This window comes from Arcobacter venerupis (assembly GCF_013201665.1).
GTDB classification, from domain to species: domain Bacteria; phylum Campylobacterota; class Campylobacteria; order Campylobacterales; family Arcobacteraceae; genus Aliarcobacter; species Aliarcobacter venerupis.
In genome coordinates this window covers 239,032-264,949 of record NZ_CP053840.1, presented here as the reverse complement: position 1 = coordinate 264,949, position 25,918 = coordinate 239,032, and the positions used below count along the sequence as shown (strand labels likewise).

Below are 25,918 nucleotides of genomic sequence, written 5' to 3'. Positions count from 1 at the left end.
CACATTTTAAAATTGAATTAATCCATCAATTGGTGAACTAGCAGTTGCATAAGGTTTTTTAGGAATTCTTCCTGCTTTATAACCCATTCTTCCTGCAATTACAGCATACTTCATAGCTTCTGCCATTAGTATTGGATTTTGTGCACAAGCTATCGCTGTGTTAGTTAAAACAGCTTCTGCACCTAATTCCATTGCAATTGTGGCATCACTTGCACATCCAACACCTGCATCAACAATAACTGGAACTTTTACTGCATCTTTTATAAAGGCAATATTGTATCTATTTTGAATTCCAAGTCCTGAACCAATTGGTGCAGCAAGAGGCATAATTGCATCAGCACCTGCATCTTCTAATCTTTTTGCAATAATTGGATCATCATTTGTGTATGCCATAATTGTAAAACCCTCTTTTTTTAGAATTTCACAAGCTTTAATTGTCTCTATTACATCTGGATATAAAGTTTTAGCTGCATCTCCAATAACTTCAAGTTTAATAATATCTATTCCGGTAGCTTCTCTCATTAGTCTAAAAGTTGTAATTGCTTCTTCTGCTGTAAAACACCCTGCACTATTTGGTAAAAGTTTTACATTTGTGTCTTTAAAGTAATCTAATAAATTCTCTTCATTTGGATTCATAATATTAACTCTTCTAATTGCAACTGTGATTAATTCACTTCCACTTGCAATTGTTGCATCTTTTGTAGTTTGAAAATCTTTATATTTACCACTTCCAACGATTAATCTGCTATTAAATTCATAATTACCTATTTTTAAAATATCACTCATATTGTATTATCTCCTATAAATTTTAAATATTCTTTACTTGCATTTGTAATATCTAATTGAATAATTTCGGGCAAATCATAACTATGTAATTCTTTTATTTTGCTTTTGATTTTTTCAAAATTTTCTTTTGTTGTTTTTATACTCAAAAGTGTTTCATTATCACAACAAAACTCGTTATTCCAAGAGTAAAAAGATTCAATTTCACTTAATTGTACGCAAGCTGCAAGTTTTTCTTCAACTAAAGCTTTTGCTATTTTTTTTGCTTCGTCTTTATTTGAGCAAGTTGTTTGAATCAAAACTATATTCATAATTTTCTAATCTCCTCTACTAAATGAGAGGGAATTAAAGAGTAGTTATTTTTTTTATAATTTCTTGAAGCTATTGCATGGGCTAAGCTAGCAGTTATAGCTGCATCAAGGGCTTTATAGCCTTGAGCTAAAAGTGAGCCAACTAGACCACTTAAAACGTCTCCACTTCCACCTTTACTTAAAACTGCACTTCCAAAACTATTTACAAATAATTTCTCATTTTGAGAGATGATCACATTAGCACCTTTTAACAAAAGCACTACTTTTGGATATTTTTTAGAAAACATTTGCACATATAAAAATCTATTATTTTGTAATTCACTAACATCAATATCTGCAATTGCACAAAGTTTTAAAAGTGAAACAAACTCTTTTGGATGTGGAGTTAAAACTACTTCTTGATTTAATACTTCGCAAATTAGCTCATCATAAAATAAATCTGCATCTATTATTTTTGCTACATCTTTATTTAGTAATCTTCTTATCTCTTGCGTTTCATATTTTCCTAAACCCATTCCAATTGCAATTGCTGTACAATTTTCACTAATAAAATGCGTTTGCATAATATGATAAGGCAAATCTAAATTTTCATGGCAAACCACGCTCACAAGTCCAGCACCAAAACCAAAAGCAGCTTTTGCAGCAATTATTCCTGCACCTTTTTTACAACCAGCAACTACATTTAAGTGTCCAAAACTTCCCTTATGAGAATTCTTTTTATTTCTAAAAGGTAAGTTCATATCACTTTCATCTAAAAGATATTTATTTGAGTCTAATTCATAAAGATTTCTTTGAATTCCTAAGTCTGCAACAACAATTTTCCCAACATAATCTTTTGCAACATCAGTAAAAAGTGAAGTTTTTAAAGCACCCATTGTAATTGTGACATCAGCTTCCAAAGCTACTGATTCAACTTGTCCAAGACTATTTATTCCACTTGGAATATCACAAGCTATTTTTATAGATTCATAAGAGTTTAGAGTATTTATTAGATTTTCACAGTTTTGATTTAATGGTTTATTCAAACCAGTTCCAAATATACAATCAACTATAACATCAGCATTTGAGAGTTCATCAACTACATTTACACCTAATGCATGAGCTCTTTGTAATTGCAGTTTTGCCATCTCTGATTTTGCATCTGAAAATAAATAGAGTTTTACATCAAATTTTGTGTGAAGAAGTCTAGCTAGTGTAATTCCATCTGCGCCATTATTTCCACTTCCACATATTATTAAAATTGATTTATAAGAAGAGTGATTTTCGCTGATATATAAAGCCATACTTGAAGCAGCATGTTCCATGAGTAAATCTTCACTTAATAAAAATTTCTCGTAACATCTTTTGTCTAAAGAATTAACCTCATCAAATAATTTCTGCATTATATATCCTTTATTTATTTTCTAAATTTCCAACCATCACTTTCTAAAATAGTTTTTATTTTCTCTTTTACATCCCCTTGAAGTTCAAGCCACTCTTCATTTATGGCTCCACCACAAGCTAATTTTTTCTTCAAAAGTTTTAATACTTCTTTTTTATCATCTTCACTTATATTAAATCTTCCAACAAGCGTAACTGGTTTTCCTTTTCTTTTTTCAAAGGTAAAAACCAATTGATGTTGATTTTTTGGAATTATTTCATTTGAAGATTTAGCTGAGTTTTTTTTATCTTCTTTTGTAGTATCAAAACTATCTCCATCCAATTTTGCGCCCATTGAGAAAGCTAATTTATCTGCTAAGCCCATATTAAATCCTTGATTCTTGATTGTACATCAATATCATTTATTAATATAAAATCATTTTGTTTATATTGTTCAACTGCAACTCTTCCAATCATTGCTGCATTATCAGAACAATATTTCAGTTCACTTAAATACAAACTTGTATTGTGTTTTGAGCATAACTCTTCAAGTTGTGAACGCAAATGTATATTTGCACTTGCCCCTCCAACAATTGCGAAGTTTTTTGGAACACTTTGTTTAAACAATTTTTTTAGTTTTTGCATAATATGTAAAACAGAAGTTTTCTGAAAAGAGGCACAAATATGATATTTGTCTTGCAAAGTTATTCCACCTTCTTGATTTTCAAGTTTTTCAATTTCAAGTCTAACTGCATTTTTTAATCCAGAATATGAAAACTCGATTTTTGGACTTTGTTTTAGTGGAATTGGCAAATCAAATCTATTCTCATCTCCTTTTAATCCATACTCTTGAACTACTGGCCCACCAGGATATCCAAGTCCTAACATCTTAGAAACCTTATCAAAACTCTCTCCAAAACTATCATCCATAGTACTTGCAACTACTTTCATATCATTTAAACTATTTGCTTCTATGATTTGTGTATGTCCCCCTGAAACTAATAAAATAGTCATAGGTAAGATTTCATCTTTTTCTATAAATAGTGAATAAATATGACCTTTTAGATGATTAACAGCAATTAATGGAAGTTTTAATGAAATAGCTAGTGCTTTTGCCATTGTTACGCCTTCCATTAGAGTAACTGAAAGACCCGGTGCATTTGTAACAGCGATCGCTTTTAATTTTGGGAAATACTCTTTACACTCTTCTAGGATTTTAGGCAAAGCTTCTATATGAAGCCTAGCAGCAAGTTCAGGAACAACTCCACCATAAACGCTATGTTGAAGTTCTTGAGATATTTTTTTATGGTAGATTAGTTTATTTGTTTTTATTTCTGTGATAGCTATTGAGCTATCATCACAAGAGCTTTCAATACTTAAAATCATTCATGCTCTTTATTAATTTCACATTCATCAACTCGTTTTATCCAATCCAATGCACAATCAAGTTTTCCAAAACCAGAAGCTGCATTTATATGTCCTGCATTTTCCATGATTTTCATACCAATATTTAGTTTTGATTGAAGTTCAATTGCTTCTTCAATACTCATATATGGGTCATTTGTTGAAGCTGCCATTATTATCTCATTTGCTTTTAAATCTTTTGCAATTGGATAAGGGAAAAAAGTTTTAATCACTTCTAAATTTGTATTTTTTGAAACTGGTGCAACTAACATCAATTTATCAAGCTTAATATCAAGTTCATCACATGTATGAAACCATAAAATATTTGCCAATGAGTGACAAACTACCATATCTGGTTTAAAATGATTTAACTCTTTTTTTAAGAAATCTTTCCACTCTTCTAGTTTTGGATTTTCACGATTTGGAAAAGCAGGAAAAGAAACAACATAATTTTCTTTTATTAAATCACTTGCTAACTGTGCTTGCCAATGGGGGAAATCACTTCCACCCAAACCATGAAGTATTAAAACTCTCTTACTCACTTTTTAATCCTTTTAATAATTTCTAACACACCGTACATATTTTTTTGTTTTTCTATTATCATAGTATGGTGTTCCACTCACAAAATGCATATAATCTGCATTGTACCAAAGGGTTCTCCAATGAGCTGTTGATGCCCAATATCCATCTGGAACATTATATTTAAATGCAGAATTTACATTTGTTCTTACATTCTTTTTAAATACAATTGTTTCAAATTCATCAATATCTGCCAATCGCCAATCTGAAAAATTTAAAAAACTAAGATTGTTACAATACTCTTCAGCTTCATAATGATCCATTAAATTCTTAATTACAGATATATCATCAATCCACATTAATTTTGTAACATCATCTAAAACAACCTGTTTTGTATTATCTCTGTATATTCTTGCATCAAGTAGTGACAAAAAAACAAGTACTAACAGTAAGTATTTCATTAGTTATCCTTTATATTGGATACTTCAAACTTTCCTCTTTTAAGTGCTGATTCTACGGTAGCATCAAGCAACTCAATATTTATTTTGTAGTCAGTTTTATAAACCAAACCAACCAACTCTTTGTGAGAAGTTTTCTCTTTCTCTATTGTACTATGTTTTTTCCATTCATCAAATTTTTCTTCATACAATTTTGTTATATCTTTTTCAAAATTATTTCTTGAATAGATTAAATATATAACCATAATCAAAAGTATTCCAAAAGGTATTAATAAATCAAGCCCCACAGTAATTTCTCACTTCTTTATCTATTTCAAATATCTCTTCTATTGATGTTGGTTTTACGTTATTAAATTTATTTATTGCATTTAATGTAATTTTTGAAACATCTAAAAAACCAATTTCTGAATTTAAGAATTTTGCAACTGCAACTTCATTTGCAGCATTTAAAACAACTCCTAAATCAAGATTATTTAATATCTCATCTTTAATTTCCCAAATTGGATATCTTGAAGTTTCTATTTTTTTAAACTCTAAATTTGCCACTTCTACTAAATCAACTGGTTTTAGAATTTGTTCATCACAAGCTCCAAGTATTGCATAAGCAATTGGAAGTTGCATAGAAGCATTTGCAATATGTGCAGTTGTACTTCCATCGGTGAAATTTATAAAAGCATGAATAAGTGATTTTGTTTCGATAATTGCATCAAGTTTTCGTATATCGAAAAGCCAAGCCGCTTCCATTAATTCAAACATTTTGTTTGTCATTGTTGCACTATCGATTGTGATTTTATTTCCCATTGACCAATTTGGATGAGCTAAAGCTTCTTTGATTGATACATTTTGAAGCTTTTCAAGTGGATAATCTCTAAAAGATCCACCACTTGCAGTTATTAACATTGAATCAATTTTTTTATTTTGGAGTAAATACCAAAGTCCAAAATGTTCACTATCAATTGGTTTTAGTTTTGTTTGGTCTATAAATTTTCCAGCTACAACTAAAGATTCTTTATTAGCTAAAGCAATATTTTTTCCACACTCGATAGCTTTTAGAGTTGGTTTTAAACCTAAAAATCCAACTAAAGCATTTACAACAGTAGAAGTTTTGCTTTGTTCTATTGCTTGTAAAATAGCAGTTTCTCCAAAAGAGACATTGTTATGATTTACCAAAGAAACATCTTGCTCTCTATCAATTACAACTTTTTTTGGTTTAAACTCTTTAATTTGTTGGTTTAACAACTCGATATTTCTTCCAGCTACTAAAACCTCAACTTTGAGATTAAATTTACGTGCGATATTTAATGTATTTACACCTATTGAGCCTGTACTTCCAAGAAGTATCAAATTACAACCCTTAATAACACTAACATGAAAATAGCCCCAAATAAATATCCATCAGTTCTATCTAAAATTCCACCATGTCCTGGAAGAATTGAGCCACTATCTTTAACATCAGCTTCTCTTTTCAAGTAACTTTCAAATAAATCTCCAAAAATTGAAGCAACTGATACAACTGCTGAAATTATTAAAGAATTGATAAATCCAACTTCATTTATTGAGAAAAGTGCTCCTAAAATTACTGCAAAAATAACTCCTCCAATAACACCTTCTAAAGTCTTATTAGGACTTGTTTCACAAAATTTTGTTTTTCCAATGCTTTTTCCTACAAAATAAGCACCAATATCCGTACTCGCAACAATTACCAATAACCATAAAAGTGTCATAGAACCATATTCACTATATAACGATAAAAGAAATAAAAATGATGCCGTTGGATATAAAAGTGGTAAAAACATATGTACATTTAGTGTTTTTTTATAAGCCAACTGTGAAGCGTAAGCAATAGCCACAATAAATACTAAATCCTCTGGTTTTGGATAAAAATATGCTGCTATCCATAAAAGCGAAGTGTATACATAAATACTATCACTTTTTAGACCAAAAAGTTTTTTTGCTTCAGATATAGAAATCATTAACATGATTCCAAAAACTAACCAAAATATAAAATATGAATCGATATAACCTATTACCAGCATTGCTATAAATAATACAACACCTGTTTTTATACGAGTTGAACTCTCATTTATTATGTTTAACATCTCATTGAACCTTAAATTTAAAAGTTCAATATTATATCCAAAATTGATTTGTAATTATTAAAGTGCAGAGAAGAAGATTAATATTATTAAGAATAATGTATTTTTTATACATTATTCTTAGTTTTTTTAAAATAATCCAGCAATTTGAGCTGAAATTTGTTTTTCTAAAATAGGTGTTGCTTCTGCTAATGTTAAATTCATTTTTGTAGCTTCCGCAAATAACATTGTTTTATGTTCAATATAATCTGTTTCATATTGTTGTGCTGTTGCATTGCCCATATTAGAGTTTAATTTCCCTGAAGCATTTGCATTTTTTATATTTCCTGTAAATCCATTCATAAAGCCAGCTTTACTTGAATCACTTACACTTGCTTGTCCATTTGCTGATGCTGTTGAAGTGTAAACTTTTCCATTAGCTTTTTCTCTAATTAAAATATCTACTTGCATTTGGAAAATTGTGTCTTCTGTTGCTTTTGCAATTAGTCCACCAACTAAAGCAGCTCCTAAGCCAACTCCTACCATTTGTCCAGCCCCACCATTATTATATCCAGAAACTCCTGCACCAACTGCACCTGCTGCTAGTGCACCTCCTGCTGTATTATTTTCTTGTTTTTTATCACAATATAATACATTCATCATTAAAACATACGTTGCTAGTTCTGGATCTTCAACTACAGTATAACCTTTGGCTTGTAATGCACTTAAGATACTGTTTTCAAGATTTATATTTTGACCACTTGTATTTTTACTAGAAACAAAAATTAATCTTTTATTTTTAGCAACTGGATTTATAAATACACTTTGTGTCATTTTTGAACTAGTTTGTAATTCTGATGTTGCACAACCTGAAAATAATATAGTTGCAGCTACAACACTCATTCCTAATGATTTTAATTTTATCATTCTTTTTCCTTTTTCAATTGATTCTATAATTATACTATTCAAATGACTCATTATTGACTCATTTTTAATGAAATTTAAAATTTTATAACTATTGTTGTGTATGGATTATATAAAACATTTGCACCTGATTGAATTTTTACATTTCTTCTTTGGGTAAAGTCTACTTCATAAGTTCCTGCAAAATCTACAGAAAATTTTGCGCATAAAATTGCTGCTTGCTCTATTACATTATCTGGAATTGTTTTTTTGCTATTTTGAACAATTACATGAGAGGAAGGTCTATCTTTTAAATGAAACCAAAAATCGCTAGCTTTTGAATTTTCTAATAAATAGATATTTTCTCTCTCACTTGTTCCTAACATTATTTTAAAACCTTCAAAATAAAAACTTTCACAAAGTTGAGCTTTTTTTGTTTTAATTTGATTTCTCTCTTTTTTTGGAGATAAAAATTCGCACTCTTCAATAGATTCAGCATTATTTATATTATTCATTAGTCTTAATAAAAATTCTAATTTTTCATCTAAATTATCTTTTTCTAATGAGATATTTGAAGCTTTTTGTTTTGCTCTTTTTGCTTTTTTAAATAAATCATTTGAATATTTTGAAGCACTTGATTTCTCTTCTAAATCAATATCAACTTCAACTCCTTCATAATTGAAAACTTTTAAACTTTTTTGATAAGGTTTAATATTATGTAAATTTGAAAGAATCAAATTTGCTTTTTCATAAAGCATATTTGATTCAACTTCTAGTTCCTCTTTTTTAGGCAAAGATTCAATAGTTTTTTTTAGTTTTTTTGCTTTTTTATCTATTTGAGAATTTTTTTGTTTTTTTACATTTTCTAAACTTTGTTTCTCTTTCTCTTCATAGATTTCATATAAATACTCTTCAATATTTGTTACTTCATCAATTTTTGGGATAAAAGTTTGTTTTGGGATTTCATCAAGTTTTATTCCAACTTTTACAACTCTACTTGAAGAAAATTCATCCACATGTCTTAGAGCTTCAATAATTACTCTATTTTCATCTAAGATAATTATATTTGTATGTTTTCCTGTAAACTCCAACTGTAAAATAGTTGTTAATTTTTTATATGAAGATGAAGAATTGACTTTTATATTTATTATTTTATCATCATTATAAAGTTCAATATTTTCTATTTTAGAGTTATAAAATCTCTTTTGTAAAGCAACATCAAATGGTGCATTAAAATCTTTTTTTGAAGATAAAACCTTCTTACATTTGTAAATTGTACTGTTACTTTTTGATATATCAACATAGATTATATTTCTATTATTAAATTCAATTATAATAATATTATTGTCTATTCTCTTTAAAAGCTTTATATTCTGGGCATTTGTAGCCAAATAATCGACTATTTGTTTTAATAAAAAATGTTTCATTTGTGTTCGCTTTTTATAATATTTTCTAAGATTTATTTTATATACATTAGATATAATGAGATAAATTTTTCAATCGGAGTATAACATGAAATTATTAAAAATCATTTTGGCAGGAGCATTAGCTTTAGGTGTTGCATCAACTTCATTATCAGCAGATGCAGTAAAAGGTCAGAAGTTATTTACAAAATTTCTAAAAGGACCTTGTGATATGACTGGTGCAAAATTTGCTGCTAAACATTCACAAGAAGAGTGGAAACAGATTAATGAAGCTGGCAAATTCGAAGCAGAAGTAATCAAGATTTGTCCAAATATAAAAGCTGGTGATTTAAGTAAATCTGTGCAAGATAATATTATTGAATTTTCAATTGAGTTTGCAAATGATTCAGGGAACGTTCCTTCTTGCTAATAATATAAGTTTAAATTATAAAAAGGGGTGACATAAAAAGCACCCCTTTTTAATGTGTGCTTATAATTTTAAACAAGAATAATAAAAATTTAAAAAAGGAAAAAAACATGAAAAAAAGTCTAATTGCTCTATCATGCGTAGCAGCATTTGCAAGTACATCTTTTGCTAGTGATATTAATGCAGAAATGTTAAAACAAATTCAAGCTCTAAAAGCTCAAATTGATGCTTTAGAAAAAAAAGTTGCAGCTCAAGAGGATACACAAACAAAAAAAATTGAACAACCTGCGGTAACAACTATTGATGAAAAAAGAATTGAAAAAATTGAAAAAAAACTTGATACAGTTTCAAAAACAGCAACAGCAGCAAAAATCCAAAGTGGGAATGATAATTTAAAATGGGATGTTGATTTTAGAACACAAGTTGATAATATACAATATAAACTTGCAGATGGTTCAAAAGCAAAAAACAATGCCTTAATGACTAATAGATTATGGTTAGGTATGGGATATAAAGCTGATGACAATTCATCATTTCATGGAAAATTATCTTACAACAAAGCTTTTGGAGATACTGCTGACCACTCTCAATCAAATACAAATCCTGGATATGCAAACTTTGATTGGGTTACAAATGAAAATGCAACAGATAATACAATCAAATTAAAAGAAGCATATTGGTTATACTCAAATGATACATTCCTAGGTACAGATGTTCCTTGGTCAGCATCAGTTGGTAGACGTCCATCAACAGATGGTTTACCTATAAATATAAGAAATGATCAAAAAGAAAACTCTCCGCTTTCACATGTAGTTGATGTTGAATTTGATGGATTCTCATTTAAATTTGATACTGAAGCAGTTACAGGATTTACTGGTTCTTGGTTTAAAATTTGTGCAGGTAGAGGTCTAACAAATGCAACTCCAAGATTTGATATGTTTAGCCCAGCTTACTCAACAGATGATGATAAAAATGTTGATGTTGACTTATTAGGATTAATTGTTGTTCCTTATGATGATGGACAATATTCAGTTCACATGAATTATGCAAGAGCTTGGAATTTAATTGGATTTGATAAACAATCTTTACAAAATTTTAATGCTGCATATAAAAATTACCAACAAAATCCTGATATGAACAATGCATATACTTTACAAACAATGACTCCATCATTTAAAGATGTTGGAGACATTGACTATGCAACAATTTTATTTAAAACTGAAGGAATTGGAAATGGTATTTCAGATTATTTAGATAGTACTATAGCTTTTGCTTCATTTGCAGCAAGTAAAACTAATCCAAATGAAAAAGGTATGTTAGGTTCACTGGAGTCTGAAACAGGAACATCTGTTTGGTTGGGAGTAAATGCACCTTGTCCTATTTTACCTGATAGTGCAAAAATTGGATTTGAATGGAACAAAGGTAGTAAATACTGGAGATCTATGACTTATGGTGAAGATACTTACGCAGGAAGTAAAATAGCAGTTAGAGGTCAAGCGTGGGAAGTTTATAGAACTCAAAAATTAACAGATGCTTTAAGTTTTGGAGTTAGTTATGTATTAATGCAATATGACTACACTGGTTCAAACTCATTCTTTGGAGCAGATGGAACTCCTATGACAATGGCAGAAGCTCAAAGTGCTGGACAAAATCCAGTTAAAGAAGCTCAAGATGTTAGAGCTTATATGAGATATAGATTTTAAAAATATAAAAAAGGGGTTTAACTCCCTTTTTTATACTTTCTAGTTAAAATTGTATTTATCAAATTTATATATAACTTTTTCAGCAAGTTCAATCATTTTAATATTCAACTTTCTAAACTCTTTATCTTTTATCTCTATTAAAAGATTATCATAAACATTTGCATATGGATAAATAATAAAATAAATATACTCTTTTGATTTTGATTCTTTATTTAACTCTTTAAACCAAAGAGCAAGAAGAGAGAAATAAAGCATCGAAGGGTTAAACTCTTCATTTTGTTTTAAATTTTTTGATATTTCAGTATTTATAAAATTATATCCATCTAAAATAGCTTTTATTTTATAATGTTTTCTATTTAATAAATAGTAGTTTGGAGATAATGTTACATTAGAAATCTGCTTTAACATATCATTCCCAATATTATTAAATTTAGTAATAACTTCTTTATCCATAACATATTTGTCTAAGTCTATTCCATCTTTATAAGATAGAATTAAGTCTTTACAAAATAACAATATACTTTCTGTTTTTATTTTTGATACGTTTAAAATCATGCTTAATTGTAACGAAAATTTACTAAATTAAGTTATATCTCATTAAGTTTAAGTCAGTTTGAGGTAAAATAAACGTAATTTAATAAATAATTAAGAAAAAAAGGAATTTATTGGAACCTATTGGTATATTAAAAGATGGTCAAATCTACGACCTTCAAACTGCTCTGGCTTTAAATATCCAAGGAGAAGAGATTAAAGCTGATGATTCAAAAGAATCTTTAGATATTTTAAGACACTCTTGTGCTCACATGATGGCTCAAGCTATCAAAGAACTTTATCCTGAAGCAAAATTCTTCGTTGGACCTGTTGTAAAAGAAGGTTTTTACTATGACTTTAAAGTAGAAAGTAAAATCTCAGATGAGGATTTACCCACTATTGAAAAGAAAATGAAAGAAATCGCAGATAGAAAACTTCCGATTACCCGACACGAAACTACAAAAGAAGAGTTTTTCGAAAAATTCAAGAATGATGAATTAAAACAAGCTGTTCTTAAAAATATCAAAGATGATACCCTAACGATTTATAAACAAGGTGATTTTGAAGATTTATGTAGAGGTCCTCACTTACCAAATACTAGAATGATTAGAAGTTTCAAATTAACAAGAGTGGCTGGTGCTTATCTTGGTGGTGATGAAAAGAATGAGATGATTACTAGAATTTATGGTATTGCATTTTTCGATAAACAAGCATTATTTGATTATACAAAAATGATTGAAGAAGCTAAAAAAAGAGACCACAGAAAACTAGGTACGGAATTAGAACTTTTCACATTTAATGATGATGTGGGAGCAGGACTTCCAATGTGGTTACCAAATGGAGCAAGATTAAGAAGTAAACTTGAACATCTTTTATATAAAGCACATAGAATTAGAGGTTATGAACCAGTTCGTGGTCCAGAAATTTTAAAAGCAGAAATGTGGAAAATCTCTGGTCACTATGCAAATTATAAAGAGAATATGTATTTTACTACTATTGATGATCAAGAATATGGTATTAAACCAATGAACTGTGTTGGTCATATTCAAATCTTTAAAAATAATTTAGTTTCATATAAAGATTTACCAAAAAAACTTTTCGAATATGGGGTTGTTCATAGACATGAAATGTCAGGAGCTATGCATGGATTATTTAGAGTTAGAGAGTTTACTCAAGATGATTCACATATTTTTTGTACACAAGATCAAATAAAACAAGTAATATTTGAAGTTCTTGAATTTGTAGATTCATTACTTAAAATGTTTGACTTCAAATATGAGATTGAAGTATCTACAAAACCAGAAAAAGCAATTGGTGATGATATTTTCTGGGAAAAAACAACTGCTGGTATCATGGATGCACTAAATGAGAAAAATATTTCTTATGGTATTGATGAGGGTGGAGGAGCATTTTATGGTCCAAAAATCGACATTAAAATCTTAGATGCAATTGGAAGAAAATGGCAATGTGGAACTGTTCAAGTTGATATGAACTTACCTTCTAGATTTAATGCAGAATTTATCAATGAAAAAGGGGAAAAAGAACAACCAGTAATGATTCATAGAGCAATATTAGGTTCTTTTGAAAGATTTATTGGAATTCTAACAGAACATTGTGCAGGTGAATTTCCATTTGCAATTGCACCAACTCAAGTTATTTTTGTACCAATTGCTGATACTCATGTTGAATATGCAAAAGAATTACAAAGAGAATTACAAGAAAATGACATGGATTCAAAAATCTTTGATATGAATGAAAGTTTAAATAAAAGAATTAGAATGGCAGAGAAACAAAGAGTTCCAATGATAGTTGTTATTGGAGATGAAGAAGTTGCTAATAAATCTGTTGCTTTAAGAAATAGAAGAACTAGAGAACAATCAAATATGAGCAAAGATGAGTTTATATCAATGCTAAATGAAATAATAAGCGGGAGCAAAATTTGAGTAAAGACAAAAGAAAAGACGATGTAATCATGAATGAAATGATTACAGTAAAAGAAGTGAGATGTACAGGTGATGATGGTACTAATTATGGGATAATTAGCACAGCTGAAGCGCTTCAAACTGCCGATAGCTTAGGTTTAGACTTAGTTTTAATTGCTCCAGATGGTAAACCTCCTGTTGCAAAAATCATGGATTATGGTAAATTTAGATACCAACAAGAAAAAAAGAAAAAAGAAGCTAAAAAAAATCAAAAAGTAATTGTTGTTAAAGAGATTAAATTATCTGTTAAAATTGCTGAAAATGATATTAACTATAAAGTTAAACATGCAAGAGAATTCATTGAAGAGGGAAATCATGTTAAATTTAGAGTTTTCTTAAAAGGTAGAGAAATGGCTAATCCTCAATCTGGGGTTGATGTTTTAAATAAAATATGGCCAATGATTGAAGATATTGCGGTAATGGACAAAGAACCTAAACTTGAGGGAAGATACGTTAATATGATGGCTCTTCCAAAAAACTAAAAATTTTACTCCAAATTAAAAGAAGAGTTTTTCTCTTCTTTTCTTTTATTCAGAATATAAATCCTATTTTTTTAAACTTAAAATAAGTTGATTTTAAGTATAATCCAAAACTTTTTCATGTTTAAATGAAATTGCAAATTTATAAGGAGGATTCTTCAATGCCAAAAATGAAAACAGTTAGTGGCGCTTTAAAAAGATTTAAAGTGAAGAAAAACGGGTCAATTAAAAGAGGATCAGCTTTTAGAAGCCATATCTTAACTAAAATGACACAAAAAAGAAAAAGAAACTTAAGAGGACCAAAAACTGTACATAGTACTGATGCTGGTAGAATTCTTATAGCGTTGTGTAAAGCGTAATTACTTTTATAAAAAAGTAATTTTTGTCCCTCCATCAAATGATGGAAAAGTTCAGCAATAGCTGACACCTTATTTAAAAATAATGGTAAAGAAAGGAAATATATATGCCTAGAGTTAAAACTGGTGTTGTAAGAAGAAGAAGACACAAGAAAGTATTAAAAGCTGCTAGAGGTTTCTTCAGTGGTAGAAGAAAACACTTTAGAAAAGCTAAAGAACAATTAGAAAGATCTTTAGTTTATGCTTTTAGAGATAGAAGACAGAAAAAAAGAGATATTAGAAAACTATGGATTATAAGAATCAATGCAGCTTGTAGATTAAATGATATTAACTACTCAAGATTTATGAACGGATTAAAATTATCTGGTTTAGAATTTGATAGAAAAATCTTAGCTGATATGGCTATGAATGATTCTGCTGCATTTGCATCTTTAGTAGTAACTGCTAAATCTGCACTAAAATAAATTTGCAAACACTAAAAAAGGGTTAGAAGATTTTCTTCTAACCCTTTTTTTTACTCAATTTTTTATTTACTATTTTTTTGTTTCAATACTTAACCTAGTAGTTGGTAAAGACTCATTTTTCCAAGTTTCAAACCCTGCTGAATACACCATTACTTCTTTATAATCTAATGATACTAATTTATTTGCAATATTATGTGATTTTTCACAACTATGTCCTTCACAAAAAAGAACAATTTTTTCATTTTTATTAATAGGAAATCTCCCTATTAATTTATTAAAATTATTATCTGGAATTGAAATTGCACCAAGTATTGTTTCTTGTAAAAATTTTGAATATAATCTTACATCCACAATTAAAGCACTATTCTTTTCTTGAAAAATTTTTATTACTGAGGTATCAATTTCAAGATAACTTAAATCCTTCCATTCAGATTCTCCACCTAAATAAACGTTTATATTTGTAAAACCTTTTCCTTTTAGTTTTTCAGCAATAACTATATTTTTTGTACAAGTAGAACTTGCACAATAAACTATTAATTCTTTATCAAGTGGAATATTTTTTAATAAAGGAAAATATTCTTCAAACTTTGTATCAGGAATATTTATGCTTGTAGGAATTGTTCCTTTTTGATATTTGATCTCAGGTCTCACATCAATTAAAATTGCATCTACTGTAGTTCTACTTCCCTGCTTTATAACTTTTTTTACATAATTAAAGTCAACTTGTTTTAATTGATTTTCCTGAACTAATTCTAAAACTTTCTTTTCAGAAATTGACATATTATCAATTTCTGATGCAAAACTTGATGTTCCTATAAATATAAAAATTAATATTTCAATATTAAAAAAAATCAATAACTTTTTTAGCAAAATATACCTTTATGCTTTGCCACTTAACATTCCATATTGTGTCATTGGTTTTAGTAAATAAACTTTCAATAACCACCAAATGTATCTCTCCTGAGTTGGATCAAGTGGAAATGATGGAGTTGGTTTTGCCGTCCAATCAAATTCTGCTAACATTACTTTACCAATATCAGTAATTAATGGGCAAACAGTATATCCTTCATATTTCGAACTAGGCTCTTTACCTTCCATAATAGATATTAAGTTATCAACTAGCACTTTATACTGTTTTCTAACTGAACCACCTGTTTTACCCATAGGAACAGCTGCAATATCACCTAATGAGAAAATATTATTATATTTAACATGTTGTAATGTTTCTTTATTAACAGGAACCCAACCCTTTGCAGAACCAACTGCAGAATTTGCTATTTCGTTTGGAGCTTTTTGAGGAGGAGTAATATGTAAAAAATCAAAAGCAACATCAATATTAGCATGCTTAGTTACTGTTTCATATTCTTCTAAATCTTTATCATATTCACCTTTTTCTTGCCAATGCTTATCAAATGTTGCTATTTTTTTTGTAAAATCAACTCCAGTTAAATTATGATTAAAATTCCACTTCATATCTCTTGCAATAAACTGTTTTTCAATTGCATCTGCATACTCTTTTACGCCAAATAATTTTCCAGAATCTGTATAAAATGATAAATCTGCATTTGCTCTTGCATTTGCTTCATTTAATCTAGCATTTGTAAGATACATAACTTTTTTAGGAGCCCCTCCACATTTGATTGCAGTATTAGGGTCAGTGAATACACCATTTACTTTTTGACCATCTTTTGCTTTTTGTACAAACTTTTGCATTTGTTCCCACATAGCAACTGATGAATCAATATTATAAACTGAGGTTACACCTGTATCTTTAAAAACTTTTAATATTTTAGAAGCATCACCTGCTGTATAAGCATCACCTACTTCTTCTAACCCTTTAATTGCTCCATAATCTAATGTTATTCCTGCAGCAATAATCAAAAAATCATAAGTTAAAGTATCTCCTGATTCTAAAGCAACTTTATTCGCATCAGGATTAAAATCAATCGCTCTATCTTTTAAAAGAGTTACACCTTTTGGTAAAAAATCTTTTGTGTCATAATCAATATCAGCTTTTGTATAGATTCCAGAAGCTACTAGTGTTGTTCCTGGTTGATAACACACAGATTTTGGATTTGGTTCAACTATTGTAATATCAGGATTAGATAAAGTATTTGCTAATCTAGCAGCAGTTGAAATACCTGCTAATCCTCCTCCAATAATTAAAATTTTTCCAACAGCATCACTAGCTTTTACTTCAGTAGCAGCTTCTGCTTCACTTCCACCTCCAAATAAATAGGCAGCTGAGCCCATTCCTGCCAATTTGAAAGCTTCTCTTCTTGAAATTCCACTTTTTTTTATTTCACAATCAACTAGTTCTAAAGCTTTGTCTAGTTCATTCTTTACCATTTTAGTTTCCTTGATCTTATTTATATTATTACTAAGAATAACAAAACAAATATAATAACTGACTTATATAAAAATATTTATTTATTTATCTATTATAAGGTAAGATTATATTATTTAATGCTTCTTTATAGTCATTTTTATTATTTATATTTGTAAACTCTCCATTATTATGAAATTGTATAATTTTAAATTTATTATTTTTTATTAAATAAAAAACTTTATGTATATGGTTTGAAATCATAGTTTTAATACTTATACTTATATTCGAAGAAAATATTCCACATAAATTATGTGTTTTCTCAGTTTGGGCAATACAAATATCACAATCTTTTGATTCATAAATTAATTTAGATATTGTTTCAATTGAGACAAAAGGAGAGTCAACAGTTATTATAAATATTTTTTGATTTTGAAAAATTTTGAAAATTGTATCTAATGCTAATATTGGAGAAAAAACTTCTTTATTTTCATCAATTATTAGATATTTTTTATCTAAAAAATCAAATTTATCAACTTTTGATGAAATGTAAACATCTTTAAAGTATGGTTTTAATCTCTCATATTGATATTGTATTAAAGTTTTTGAAGCAAAGGGAAGAAGAGATTTATCTTCTTCCATTCGTGAGCTTTTGCCTCCACTTAAAATTACACATGTAATTTCAAAAGGAGTAATCATTTTATAAACTTCTTGGATCTGTTATATATCCAGAAATTGCAGATGCAGCTGCAACTGCACTATTTGCTAAATAAATTTTTGAGCTTCTTGAACCCATTCTTCCAACAAAGTTTCTATTAGTTGTAGAAATACAAACTTCTCCATCACCAAGAATTCCCATATATCCACCTAAACATGCTCCGCATGTAGGATTTGATACAACTGCACCTGCATCAACTAAAATATCAATATATCCAGCTTTTTGCGCATCTCTTAAGATTTTTTGAGTTCCTGGTGTTACAATAAGTCTTACATGACGTGCAACTTTTTTATCTTTTAAAATTTCAGCTGCAACTTTAAAATCTGATAATCTTCCATTTGTACAGCTTCCAATAAATACTTGATCAACTCTAATATTATCAATAACCGCTTGATTTACTGAGTGACCATTTGATGGTAAAAATGGATATGCAATTACTGGATTTAAAGCTTCAACATCAATTTCAATTACTTGACAATATTTTGCATTTTCATCAGAATAATGAATTTTTGGCTCTGCTCTTAATCCACCATTTAACTCTGCTGTTTTATCTAAGAATTCTTTTGTAACATCATCGTATGCAACAATTCCATTTTTAGCACCAGCTTCAATAGCCATATTACATAATGAAAATCTATCATCCATTGATAAGTATTGAATTGTATCACCAGTGAACTCTAAAGCTTTATATAAAGCTCCATCAACACCAAGGATTCTAATAATTTCTAAAATCAAATCTTTACCTGTTACATAAGAACCTGGTTTACCTTTAAAGATAACTTTGATTGACTCAGGAACTTTAAACCAATTCCCACCAGTAATCATTCCAAATGAAATATCAGTTGAACCCATACCTGTTGAAAATGCACCAAGTGCACCATGTGTACATGTATGTGAATCTGCACCAATAATTACATCACCTGGTAATACTAAACCTTTTTCAGGTAAAAGTGCATGTTCAATTCCCATGTCTTTTTCATCAAAGAAATATTTTAAATCATGTTTCATTGCAAAATCTCTAGAGATTTTTGCTTGATTTGCAGAAGCTATATCTTTTGCAGGAATGAAGTGGTCAAGAACAATAGCAAAACCTTCAGGATTTACTAATTTTTCAAAACCACCATCTTCAAATGCTTTGATAGAAATTGGAGTTGTAATATCATTTCCAATTACCATATCAATTGGACTTCTTACAATCTCTCCTGCATATACTTTATGACCTACATGCTCACTAAAAATTTTTTCTGTTATTGTTTGACCCATATCAATTTTCCTGTCATTTTCTAAAATTTGTTGGATTATAGCTAAATTTATTTTAAGCTACAAAACTCTAAGATTTAATCTCATTTTGCTTTTTTTCTTCACGAGATTGTTTAATTTGTTTAAAAATAATTATTACAACGGCTAAATCTATCATAACATCTGCTATATTAAAAATTGCAAATTCAAACCAATGATGCCAATAAAAATAATCAACAACTCCACCATAAGTAAATCTATCTAAAATATTAGATAAACCGCCTGCATACAATAAAGCAGTTGGAATATAATACTCTTTAAAAACATTTGGGTTTTTAAATAAATATAATGTTCCTAATAAAACAAGAACTAATTGTATATATTTTAAATAATGCTCTAAAAATGCGAACATTGAGAATGCAACACCATAATTATATGCCAGTTTTAATGACATATAAGGACCATTTACATCCCAAGCTAAATTTGCAAATCCGAATTTAACAATTTGATCTATTAAAAATACAACTACAAAAATAGTTATGCTTAACTTTAACTCTCTTTTCATAATACTTTTTTGAAAAATAATTTTAGAGTTTCCATTGCATCATCAACATCTTTTTTGTTTTTTCCCTCAAGAAGTAATCTAATTTTATTTTCAGTTCCTGAATATCTAATCAAATCTCTCATTCCTTTTTCTCTAATTGGTTTTAAAATCTCTTCTAAACCTTTTATTTTATCTAAAGGAATTTTTTCAACTACTTTCATATTATGTAAAATCTGAGGATATAACTCAAAAGGATTTAATACTTCACTAGCTTTCTTACCTGATTTTATAATTAGCGCTAATACTTGAAGTGCCGAAGCTAATCCATCACCTGTTTTTGCAACATCAGAAAAAATAATATGTCCACTTTGTTCACCACCAAAGTTAATGTTTTTTTCTTTCATTATTTCAAGAACGTGTTTATCTCCAACATCTGATCTAAAAAGTTCAATCCCATTTTTAGCTAAATAATCTTCTAAAGCTTTATTTGACATCACTGTTGTTACACAAGCATTAGTATTTAAAAGCTTCTCATCTTTTAAGAAAGTACATAAAGCACCAATTAGGTTATCTCCATCAACTACTTCACCTTTTTCATCAATAATTACTAATCTATCAGCATCACCATCAAGAGCAAGGCCTATGTCAGCTCTATATTCTCTTACAATTTTACCAATATGCTCAGGATGCATAGCCCCACAATCTTCGTTAATATTAAATCCATCTGGTTTATTGTTTACAACAATAACATCTGCACCTAATTCTTGCAAAATTGTAGGTCCAACTTTATAAGCTGCTCCATTTGCACAATCAAGGACAATTCTCATACCACTTAAATTTAAATCTCTTGGAAATGAACTTTTAATCGATACAATATATCTTCCAATAACATCATCAATTCTTTTTGACGCACCGATGTTCCGTCCAGTTACTTGTTCAGTTTGCATTAATTCACTATCATTAAAAATTGCTTCTATTGCCTCTTCACAATCTGTATTTAATTTATTACCATGATTATCAAAAAACTTTATTCCATTATCTTCAAAAGGATTATGAGATGCACTAATCATAATACCAGCATCACATCTCATACTTTCTGTTAAATATGCAATTGCAGGAGTTGGCATTGGTCCTATTTGAATTACATCATAACCAACAGCTGTTAAACCACTAACAAGTGCATTTTCAATCATATAACCGCTTCTTCTTGTGTCTTTTCCTACAAGAATTTTCTTAGTAGTTGAATGTTTTCTAAAATATATACCCGCAGCTTTTGCCAATTTTAGTACTGTAATTGCATCTAAAAAATCACCTGCTTTGCCTCTAACGCCATCTGTTCCGAATAGTTTCATTAAATCTTCCTAAAATTAAACTCTGTTTAAGTTACTTTAGGTAATATTCTACCCTTAAAATTTTTACAAAGAGGTTAAAAAAAATGGCAAATCACAAATCTTCTGAGAAAAGAGCTAGACAAACTAGAATTAAAACAGAAAGAAACAGATTTTATAAAACTAGAATCAAGAATGTAACGAAAAATGTATTATCTGCAATCGAAACAGCAGACAAAGAAAAAGCAGTTGACGCAATGAAAACAGCTAACAAATATTTACACCATTGTGTATCTAAAGGTATTATTAAAAAAGAAACTGCTGCTAGAAAAGTTAGTAGATTACAAGTAAAAGTTAACGCTATATAATTTATGTTAAAAAGCAGACTACAACCATTTATTAATAGATATGAAGAAATTAATAATTTATTAATGGCTCCAGATATTACAAATGATATAAAAAGAATGACTGATTTATCAAAAGAGCAGTCAAATATGCAACCTATTGTTATTAAAGCTCGTGAGTATGTTAAATTAATGGATGACATTGATGAAAACAAAATGATGCTTGATGATCCAGAACTTGGAGATTTAGCAAAAGAAGAACTCAAAGAATTAGAAACAAGAAAACCAAAACTTGAAGATGAAATTAAATTTTTAATGATTCCGAAAGACCCTAATGATGATAAAAATATCTATTTAGAGTTAAGAGCTGGGACAGGTGGTGATGAAGCTGCTATCTTTGTAGGTGATCTTTTTAGAGGTTATTTAAGATATGCAGAAAACAATGGTTGGAAAGTTGAAATCATGAGCTCTAGCGAAAGCGAAGCACATGGGTACAAAGAGATTGTATTTCTAATAAAAGGTGACCATGTTTACTCAAAATTAAAATTTGAGGGTGGTACACATAGAGTACAAAGAGTTCCTGCAACTGAATCTCAAGGAAGAGTTCATACATCAGCTATTACAGTTGCTGTTATGCCTGAAGTTGATGATGTAGAAGTAGAAATTAATCCAAATGATTTAAAAATTGATGTTATGAGAGCCAGTGGGAATGGTGGTCAATCTGTAAATACTACAGACTCGGCTGTTAGAATCACTCATATTCCATCTGGAATTGTTGTAACAAATCAAGATCAGAAGTCTCAACATAAGAATAAAGATAGAGCTATGAAAGTTTTAAAAGCAAAACTTTATGATATAGAGATGCACAAAAAAATGGAATCAGAAGGTGCTACAAGAAAAGAACAAGTTGGTACTGGTGATAGAAGTGGAAGAATTAGAACTTATAACTATCCACAAAATAGAATCAGTGATCATAGAATCAACTTGACTTTATATAGACTTGATTACATCATGAATGATGGTCTGTTTGATGAAGTGATTGATCCTCTTATTGCTGATCATCAATCTAGACTCATCGAAGCTAATGGATTATAATCCATTAGTTTTTTTATGATAGAACTAAATAAAACTTATATACACTACAAAAATAATAAACCCTACACTACTATAAACTTTTGTAAAATTCAAGAAAATGATGTTTGGACAAAAGCTGTAATCTACAAACCAAATGATTGCGAAGAACTTTTTGTAAGAACTTATGATGAATTTAAAAGTAAATTCAAAAAAGAAGTAACCGAAATGTAATCAATAGTTATTAAACTTCTGCCATAAATAAAACGTGGAGAAGAAAATGACTTTCAAAAAAACATCAATAGCATTAATCGCAAGTGCATTGTTAACTACTACTTTAAGTGCAAGGGACCAAATTAAAATTGTTGGTTCTTCTACAGTTTATCCTTTTTCATCTTCAGTTGCTGAAGAATTAGGTGCAACTACAAAATTCCCAACACCTGTTGTTGAATCAACTGGAACTGGTGGAGGAATGAAACTATTTTGTTCTGGTGCTGATTTAAATACACCTGATATTTCGAATGCATCAAGAAGAATGAAAGATAAAGAATTCAAATTATGTGAAGAAAATGGTGTAACAGATATAACTGAAGCTATTATTGGTTTTGATGGTATTGCAATTGCTCAAGATGCAAAAGTTACTACATTTAACGTAACAAAAGCTCAATTAGCTTTAGCAGTTGCAGAAGAAGTTCCTTCTAAAGATGGAAAATCTTTAATTGCAAATCCTTATAAAAAATGGTCAGATATAGATGCAACTTTACCTTCAAGAGAAATCGTTGTTTATGGACCACCAAAATCATCAGGAACGAGAGACTCTTTTGAAGAGTTAGTATTACAACATGTATTTGAAAAAATGCCAGTTTATACAGATTTATTCAAAGCTGATGAAACTGCAAATAAAAAATATAAAGCTTATTCAGTTATTAGAACAGATGGTGTTTATATTGAATCTGGTGAAAATGATAATTTAATTGTTCAAAAATTAACTAAAAATTCTGCTGCTATTGGGATCTTTGGTTACTCTTTCTTAGAAGAGAACAAAGACAAAGTTGTTGGATTAACAATTGATAATGTAACTCCTACAGTTGATACTATTTCTTCTGCTAAATACCCAATTGCAAGATCTATGTATTTTTATATTAAAAATGCACATGCAAAAGAAGTTCCTGCTTTAAAAGAATACACAAACTTATTTATGTCTGAAAAGATGATTGGTAATAATGGTGTTTTAACAGAATTAGGACTTATTGTTCTTCCAAGCGATGTTAGAAATGCTGCAAGAGCAAAAGTAATGAATAGTGAAAAATTAACTTTAGAGCAACTAAAGTAACAAATTAAAAAAGAAGATAACTCTTCTTTTTTAAAAAATATCATTGCTGAGTTTTTATCTGTTGACGCGAACAAAGAGATAAAAACTTAGCAATGATATTATAAAACTAAGTTTAGGTTAACAATGCAAAACTGGAATCAAATTATTGAAAAATTAGATTATGCTTTTCAACCTATCATTTACTCTCATACGGGTAAAATTTATGCAGTTGAAGCACTTATAAGAAATGTTCAAAATATACCTGGGTTAAGTGCAATTGATGATTTATTTAACATGGCTTTCAATGATGATTATTTATATGAATTAGATTTGCAATTAAGAGAAAAAGCTATTCAAAGATTTTCTGAAATTGAAATTGATAATTTACGATTATTTTATAATTTAGATAATAGAATAATTTATAATAAAAACTTTTCAATGGGAAATACCTCTAAAATCCTAAAAAAATATAACCTAAATAAGAACAATATCTGCTTTGAATTAAGTGAAAAAGGTACATCTATTGAGCAAAATGCTCTATCTACAATGATTCAAAGATACAAAGAAGAAGGTTTTACAATTGCAATTGATGATTTTGGGATTGGTGTTTCAGGCTTAAAACTTTTATATTTTAGTGAAGCGCATATTATTAAACTTGATAGATATTTTATTTCAAATATTGATCAAGATTCAAAGAAAAAACTTTTTTGTTCATCAATAATCGAAATGGCTCATATTATGGGAATGCAAGTTATTGCAGAAGGTGTTGAAACAGCGAAAGAGTTTTACACATGTAAAGATATAGGTGCAGATTTTATTCAAGGATTTTTAGTTCAAAAACCAACGATAGAGATTGAAGAAATAAAAAGTATTTATAATAATATGGTTACTTTAATCAATGAAGATAAAAGGAATAGTCCTAATACCACAATTGATGAAGAATTTATTGAACCTATTGTTGCACTCAATGTAAATACCTCTTTATATGAGTTATTTGTTCATGTTAAAGAATCAACTAGAAATAATTTTGTTCCAATTGTTGATGAATATGATAACTTTCTAGGAATTATTTATGAAAGTGATATAAAAAAGATTTCTTATTCTCAATATGGATTATCACTTGCACAAAATAAAACATTCTCATCAACTTTAATAAAATATTTAAAACCAGCATTATCAGTTGAAATATCTTGGGGAATTGATAAAATACTTGAAATGTATAACTTAAATTCAAAAGATTCTTTAGGAATTTTTATAACCCAATCAAACAAATATAGAGGTTTTATCAATCTTAACTCTCTTTTAACTCTATCGTATAAAAGAAATATTGAGATAGCCACAAATCAAAATCCACTTACAAAATTGCCAGGGAATAATCAAATAGAGAAATTTATTGAAAAAACTCTTAAAAAAATACAAAAAAGTATTACACATATTATCTATTTTGATTTTAATGATTTTAAACCATTTAATGATATTTATGGTTTTAGATTAGGAGATAGAGCTATTTTAGTCTTCTCTGAGCTTTTACAAAAAAGATATCCAAAAGATACTTTTATTGCTCATATTGGCGGGGATGATTTTTTTGTTGGATTAAGAGACCATAAATTTGAAGAAGTTTTTGAATTAACAAATAATGTTCAAATAGAATTTAAAAATTCAATGGAAAATTTATATTCGAAGAAAGATAAAGAAAATGGATTTATAATGGCAAAAGATAGATTTAATGTTGAAAGAAGTTTTAACTTATTATCTGTTTCATCTGCAATCATAGAGATAAATTCTAAATCAAATATAAATAATTTTGATTCAACATTAAATGTCTTAAAGAAAGCATCAAAGGGTTCTGCAAAGCCTATTTCAAGTATATTGTAACCAC

At 28.8% G+C, this 25,918-nt stretch carries 30 protein-coding genes; 11 read left to right on the top strand and 19 right to left on the bottom strand.

Annotation, left to right across the window (positions count from 1 at the left end; genetic code table 11):
- Positions 1-6: 6 nt before the first annotated feature.
- The 12 genes from AVENP_RS01375 to AVENP_RS01320 all read right to left on the bottom strand — a co-directional run bounded on the left by AVENP_RS01375 (position 7) and on the right by AVENP_RS01320 (position 9,239).
- Positions 7-786: a thiazole synthase gene (locus tag AVENP_RS01375; protein WP_128358423.1), complete on the bottom strand. Its 780-nt coding sequence runs from the start codon at positions 784-786 to the stop codon at positions 7-9.
- Complete coding sequence (cutA, locus tag AVENP_RS01370) at positions 783-1,094, bottom strand: divalent-cation tolerance protein CutA (RefSeq protein WP_128358422.1); 312 nt, start codon at positions 1,092-1,094, stop codon at positions 783-785. The genes AVENP_RS01375 and cutA overlap by 4 nt, the downstream gene beginning before the upstream one ends.
- The gene (locus AVENP_RS01365; RefSeq protein ID WP_128358421.1) at positions 1,091-2,476 is read right to left on the bottom strand and encodes an NAD(P)H-hydrate dehydratase; all 1,386 of its coding nucleotides are present in this window, start codon (positions 2,474-2,476) and stop codon (positions 1,091-1,093) included. Before AVENP_RS01365 ends, cutA begins: the two co-directional genes overlap by 4 nt.
- 14 nt (positions 2,477-2,490) lie before the next feature.
- Positions 2,491-2,838: an SUI1 family translation initiation factor gene (locus tag AVENP_RS01360; RefSeq protein ID WP_128358420.1), complete on the bottom strand. Its 348-nt coding sequence runs from the start codon at positions 2,836-2,838 to the stop codon at positions 2,491-2,493.
- Positions 2,829-3,839 (bottom strand): tRNA (adenosine(37)-N6)-threonylcarbamoyltransferase complex transferase subunit TsaD, encoded by a 1,011-nt coding sequence (gene tsaD / locus AVENP_RS01355; protein WP_128358419.1) that lies wholly within the window; start codon positions 3,837-3,839, stop codon positions 2,829-2,831. Before tsaD ends, AVENP_RS01360 begins: the two co-directional genes overlap by 10 nt.
- A complete protein-coding gene (locus tag AVENP_RS01350; protein ID WP_128358418.1) occupies positions 3,836-4,399 on the bottom strand; it encodes an RBBP9/YdeN family alpha/beta hydrolase in 564 nt (187 codons plus the stop codon). The genes tsaD and AVENP_RS01350 overlap by 4 nt, the downstream gene beginning before the upstream one ends.
- 12 nt (positions 4,400-4,411) lie before the next feature.
- Positions 4,412-4,837 (bottom strand): Lcl C-terminal domain-containing protein, encoded by a 426-nt coding sequence (locus AVENP_RS01345; RefSeq protein ID WP_128358417.1) that lies wholly within the window; start codon positions 4,835-4,837, stop codon positions 4,412-4,414.
- Entirely contained in the window at positions 4,837-5,079 is a 243-nt protein-coding gene (locus tag AVENP_RS01340) for a hypothetical protein (protein WP_228201853.1), read from the bottom strand. The genes AVENP_RS01345 and AVENP_RS01340 overlap by 1 nt, the downstream gene beginning before the upstream one ends.
- Positions 5,080-5,110: 31 nt before the next feature.
- Positions 5,111-6,178, bottom strand: coding sequence for a 1-deoxy-D-xylulose-5-phosphate reductoisomerase (dxr, locus tag AVENP_RS01335; RefSeq protein ID WP_128358415.1), 1,068 nt, complete (start codon positions 6,176-6,178; stop codon positions 5,111-5,113).
- Entirely contained in the window at positions 6,175-6,933 is a 759-nt protein-coding gene (locus tag AVENP_RS01330; protein ID WP_128358414.1) for a phosphatidate cytidylyltransferase, read from the bottom strand. Before AVENP_RS01330 ends, dxr begins: the two co-directional genes overlap by 4 nt.
- A 126-nt stretch (positions 6,934-7,059) precedes the next feature.
- Positions 7,060-7,836 carry a complement resistance protein TraT gene (locus AVENP_RS01325; protein ID WP_128358413.1) on the bottom strand — a complete coding sequence of 259 codons (777 nt, stop codon included), beginning with the start codon at positions 7,834-7,836 and terminating at the stop codon, positions 7,060-7,062.
- A gap of 74 nt (positions 7,837-7,910) precedes the next feature.
- Positions 7,911-9,239 carry an NFACT RNA binding domain-containing protein gene (locus AVENP_RS01320; RefSeq protein WP_128358412.1) on the bottom strand — a complete coding sequence of 443 codons (1,329 nt, stop codon included), beginning with the start codon at positions 9,237-9,239 and terminating at the stop codon, positions 7,911-7,913.
- 85 nt (positions 9,240-9,324) lie between these two features.
- Between AVENP_RS01320 and AVENP_RS01315 the strand changes: the two genes are divergently transcribed.
- Positions 9,325-9,645 carry a cytochrome C gene (locus tag AVENP_RS01315; RefSeq protein ID WP_128358411.1) on the top strand — a complete coding sequence of 107 codons (321 nt, stop codon included), beginning with the start codon at positions 9,325-9,327 and terminating at the stop codon, positions 9,643-9,645.
- A 107-nt stretch (positions 9,646-9,752) separates the two neighbouring features.
- Positions 9,753-11,345, top strand: coding sequence for a DUF3373 domain-containing protein (locus AVENP_RS01310; RefSeq protein ID WP_128358410.1), 1,593 nt, complete (start codon positions 9,753-9,755; stop codon positions 11,343-11,345).
- Positions 11,346-11,384: 39 nt separating this feature from the next.
- On the opposite strand, the gene AVENP_RS01305 is transcribed toward AVENP_RS01310, so the two are convergent.
- On the bottom strand, positions 11,385-11,861 hold the full coding sequence (locus AVENP_RS01305; RefSeq protein ID WP_228201852.1) for a hypothetical protein: 477 nt from the start codon (positions 11,859-11,861) through the stop codon (positions 11,385-11,387).
- Between the two features lie 149 nt (positions 11,862-12,010).
- On the opposite strand from AVENP_RS01305, the gene thrS reads away from it, so the two are divergent.
- The 4 genes from thrS to rplT all read left to right on the top strand — a co-directional run bounded on the left by thrS (position 12,011) and on the right by rplT (position 15,157).
- Positions 12,011-13,819 carry a threonine--tRNA ligase gene (gene thrS / locus AVENP_RS01300; RefSeq protein WP_128358408.1) on the top strand — a complete coding sequence of 603 codons (1,809 nt, stop codon included), beginning with the start codon at positions 12,011-12,013 and terminating at the stop codon, positions 13,817-13,819.
- Positions 13,820-13,848: 29 nt separating this feature from the next.
- Complete coding sequence (infC, locus tag AVENP_RS01295) at positions 13,849-14,340, top strand: translation initiation factor IF-3 (RefSeq protein WP_204514122.1); 492 nt, start codon at positions 13,849-13,851, stop codon at positions 14,338-14,340.
- Positions 14,341-14,498: 158 nt separating this feature from the next.
- Positions 14,499-14,696 (top strand): 50S ribosomal protein L35, encoded by a 198-nt coding sequence (gene rpmI / locus AVENP_RS01290; RefSeq protein WP_128358406.1) that lies wholly within the window; start codon positions 14,499-14,501, stop codon positions 14,694-14,696.
- A gap of 104 nt (positions 14,697-14,800) precedes the next feature.
- A complete protein-coding gene (gene rplT, locus AVENP_RS01285) occupies positions 14,801-15,157 on the top strand; it encodes a 50S ribosomal protein L20 (protein WP_128358405.1) in 357 nt (118 codons plus the stop codon).
- Positions 15,158-15,226: 69 nt separating this feature from the next.
- Here the strand turns inward: rplT and AVENP_RS01280 are convergent, their stop codons facing one another.
- From AVENP_RS01280 to glmM, 6 genes are all read right to left on the bottom strand, one after another.
- Positions 15,227-16,027 carry a rhodanese-like domain-containing protein gene (locus AVENP_RS01280; RefSeq protein WP_128358404.1) on the bottom strand — a complete coding sequence of 267 codons (801 nt, stop codon included), beginning with the start codon at positions 16,025-16,027 and terminating at the stop codon, positions 15,227-15,229.
- A 9-nt stretch (positions 16,028-16,036) separates the two neighbouring features.
- Positions 16,037-17,506 carry an NAD(P)/FAD-dependent oxidoreductase gene (locus AVENP_RS01275; RefSeq protein ID WP_128358403.1) on the bottom strand — a complete coding sequence of 490 codons (1,470 nt, stop codon included), beginning with the start codon at positions 17,504-17,506 and terminating at the stop codon, positions 16,037-16,039.
- Positions 17,507-17,591: 85 nt separating this feature from the next.
- The gene (locus AVENP_RS01270) at positions 17,592-18,182 is read right to left on the bottom strand and encodes an NTP transferase domain-containing protein (protein WP_128358402.1); all 591 of its coding nucleotides are present in this window, start codon (positions 18,180-18,182) and stop codon (positions 17,592-17,594) included.
- A 1-nt stretch (position 18,183) separates the two neighbouring features.
- Positions 18,184-19,464, bottom strand: coding sequence for a 3-isopropylmalate dehydratase large subunit (locus AVENP_RS01265; RefSeq protein WP_128358401.1), 1,281 nt, complete (start codon positions 19,462-19,464; stop codon positions 18,184-18,186).
- 67 nt (positions 19,465-19,531) lie between these two features.
- The gene (gene lspA / locus AVENP_RS01260) at positions 19,532-20,005 is read right to left on the bottom strand and encodes a signal peptidase II (protein ID WP_128358400.1); all 474 of its coding nucleotides are present in this window, start codon (positions 20,003-20,005) and stop codon (positions 19,532-19,534) included.
- Entirely contained in the window at positions 20,002-21,336 is a 1,335-nt protein-coding gene (gene glmM / locus AVENP_RS01255) for a phosphoglucosamine mutase (RefSeq protein ID WP_128358399.1), read from the bottom strand. Before glmM ends, lspA begins: the two co-directional genes overlap by 4 nt.
- 83 nt (positions 21,337-21,419) lie before the next feature.
- Here glmM and rpsT point away from each other — a divergent pair, with 83 nt between their 5' ends.
- The 5 genes from rpsT (at position 21,420) to AVENP_RS01230 (ending at position 25,914) form a co-directional block, all read left to right on the top strand.
- A complete protein-coding gene (rpsT, locus tag AVENP_RS01250) occupies positions 21,420-21,680 on the top strand; it encodes a 30S ribosomal protein S20 (RefSeq protein WP_128358398.1) in 261 nt (86 codons plus the stop codon).
- Positions 21,681-21,683: 3 nt separating this feature from the next.
- Complete coding sequence (gene prfA / locus AVENP_RS01245) at positions 21,684-22,751, top strand: peptide chain release factor 1 (protein WP_128358397.1); 1,068 nt, start codon at positions 21,684-21,686, stop codon at positions 22,749-22,751.
- A 15-nt stretch (positions 22,752-22,766) separates the two neighbouring features.
- The gene (locus AVENP_RS01240; RefSeq protein ID WP_128358396.1) at positions 22,767-22,961 is read left to right on the top strand and encodes a DUF1653 domain-containing protein; all 195 of its coding nucleotides are present in this window, start codon (positions 22,767-22,769) and stop codon (positions 22,959-22,961) included.
- A gap of 46 nt (positions 22,962-23,007) precedes the next feature.
- The gene (locus tag AVENP_RS01235) at positions 23,008-24,060 is read left to right on the top strand and encodes a substrate-binding domain-containing protein (protein ID WP_128358395.1); all 1,053 of its coding nucleotides are present in this window, start codon (positions 23,008-23,010) and stop codon (positions 24,058-24,060) included.
- A gap of 123 nt (positions 24,061-24,183) precedes the next feature.
- Complete coding sequence (locus tag AVENP_RS01230; protein ID WP_128358394.1) at positions 24,184-25,914, top strand: GGDEF domain-containing protein; 1,731 nt, start codon at positions 24,184-24,186, stop codon at positions 25,912-25,914.
- Positions 25,915-25,918 lie beyond the last annotated feature (4 nt).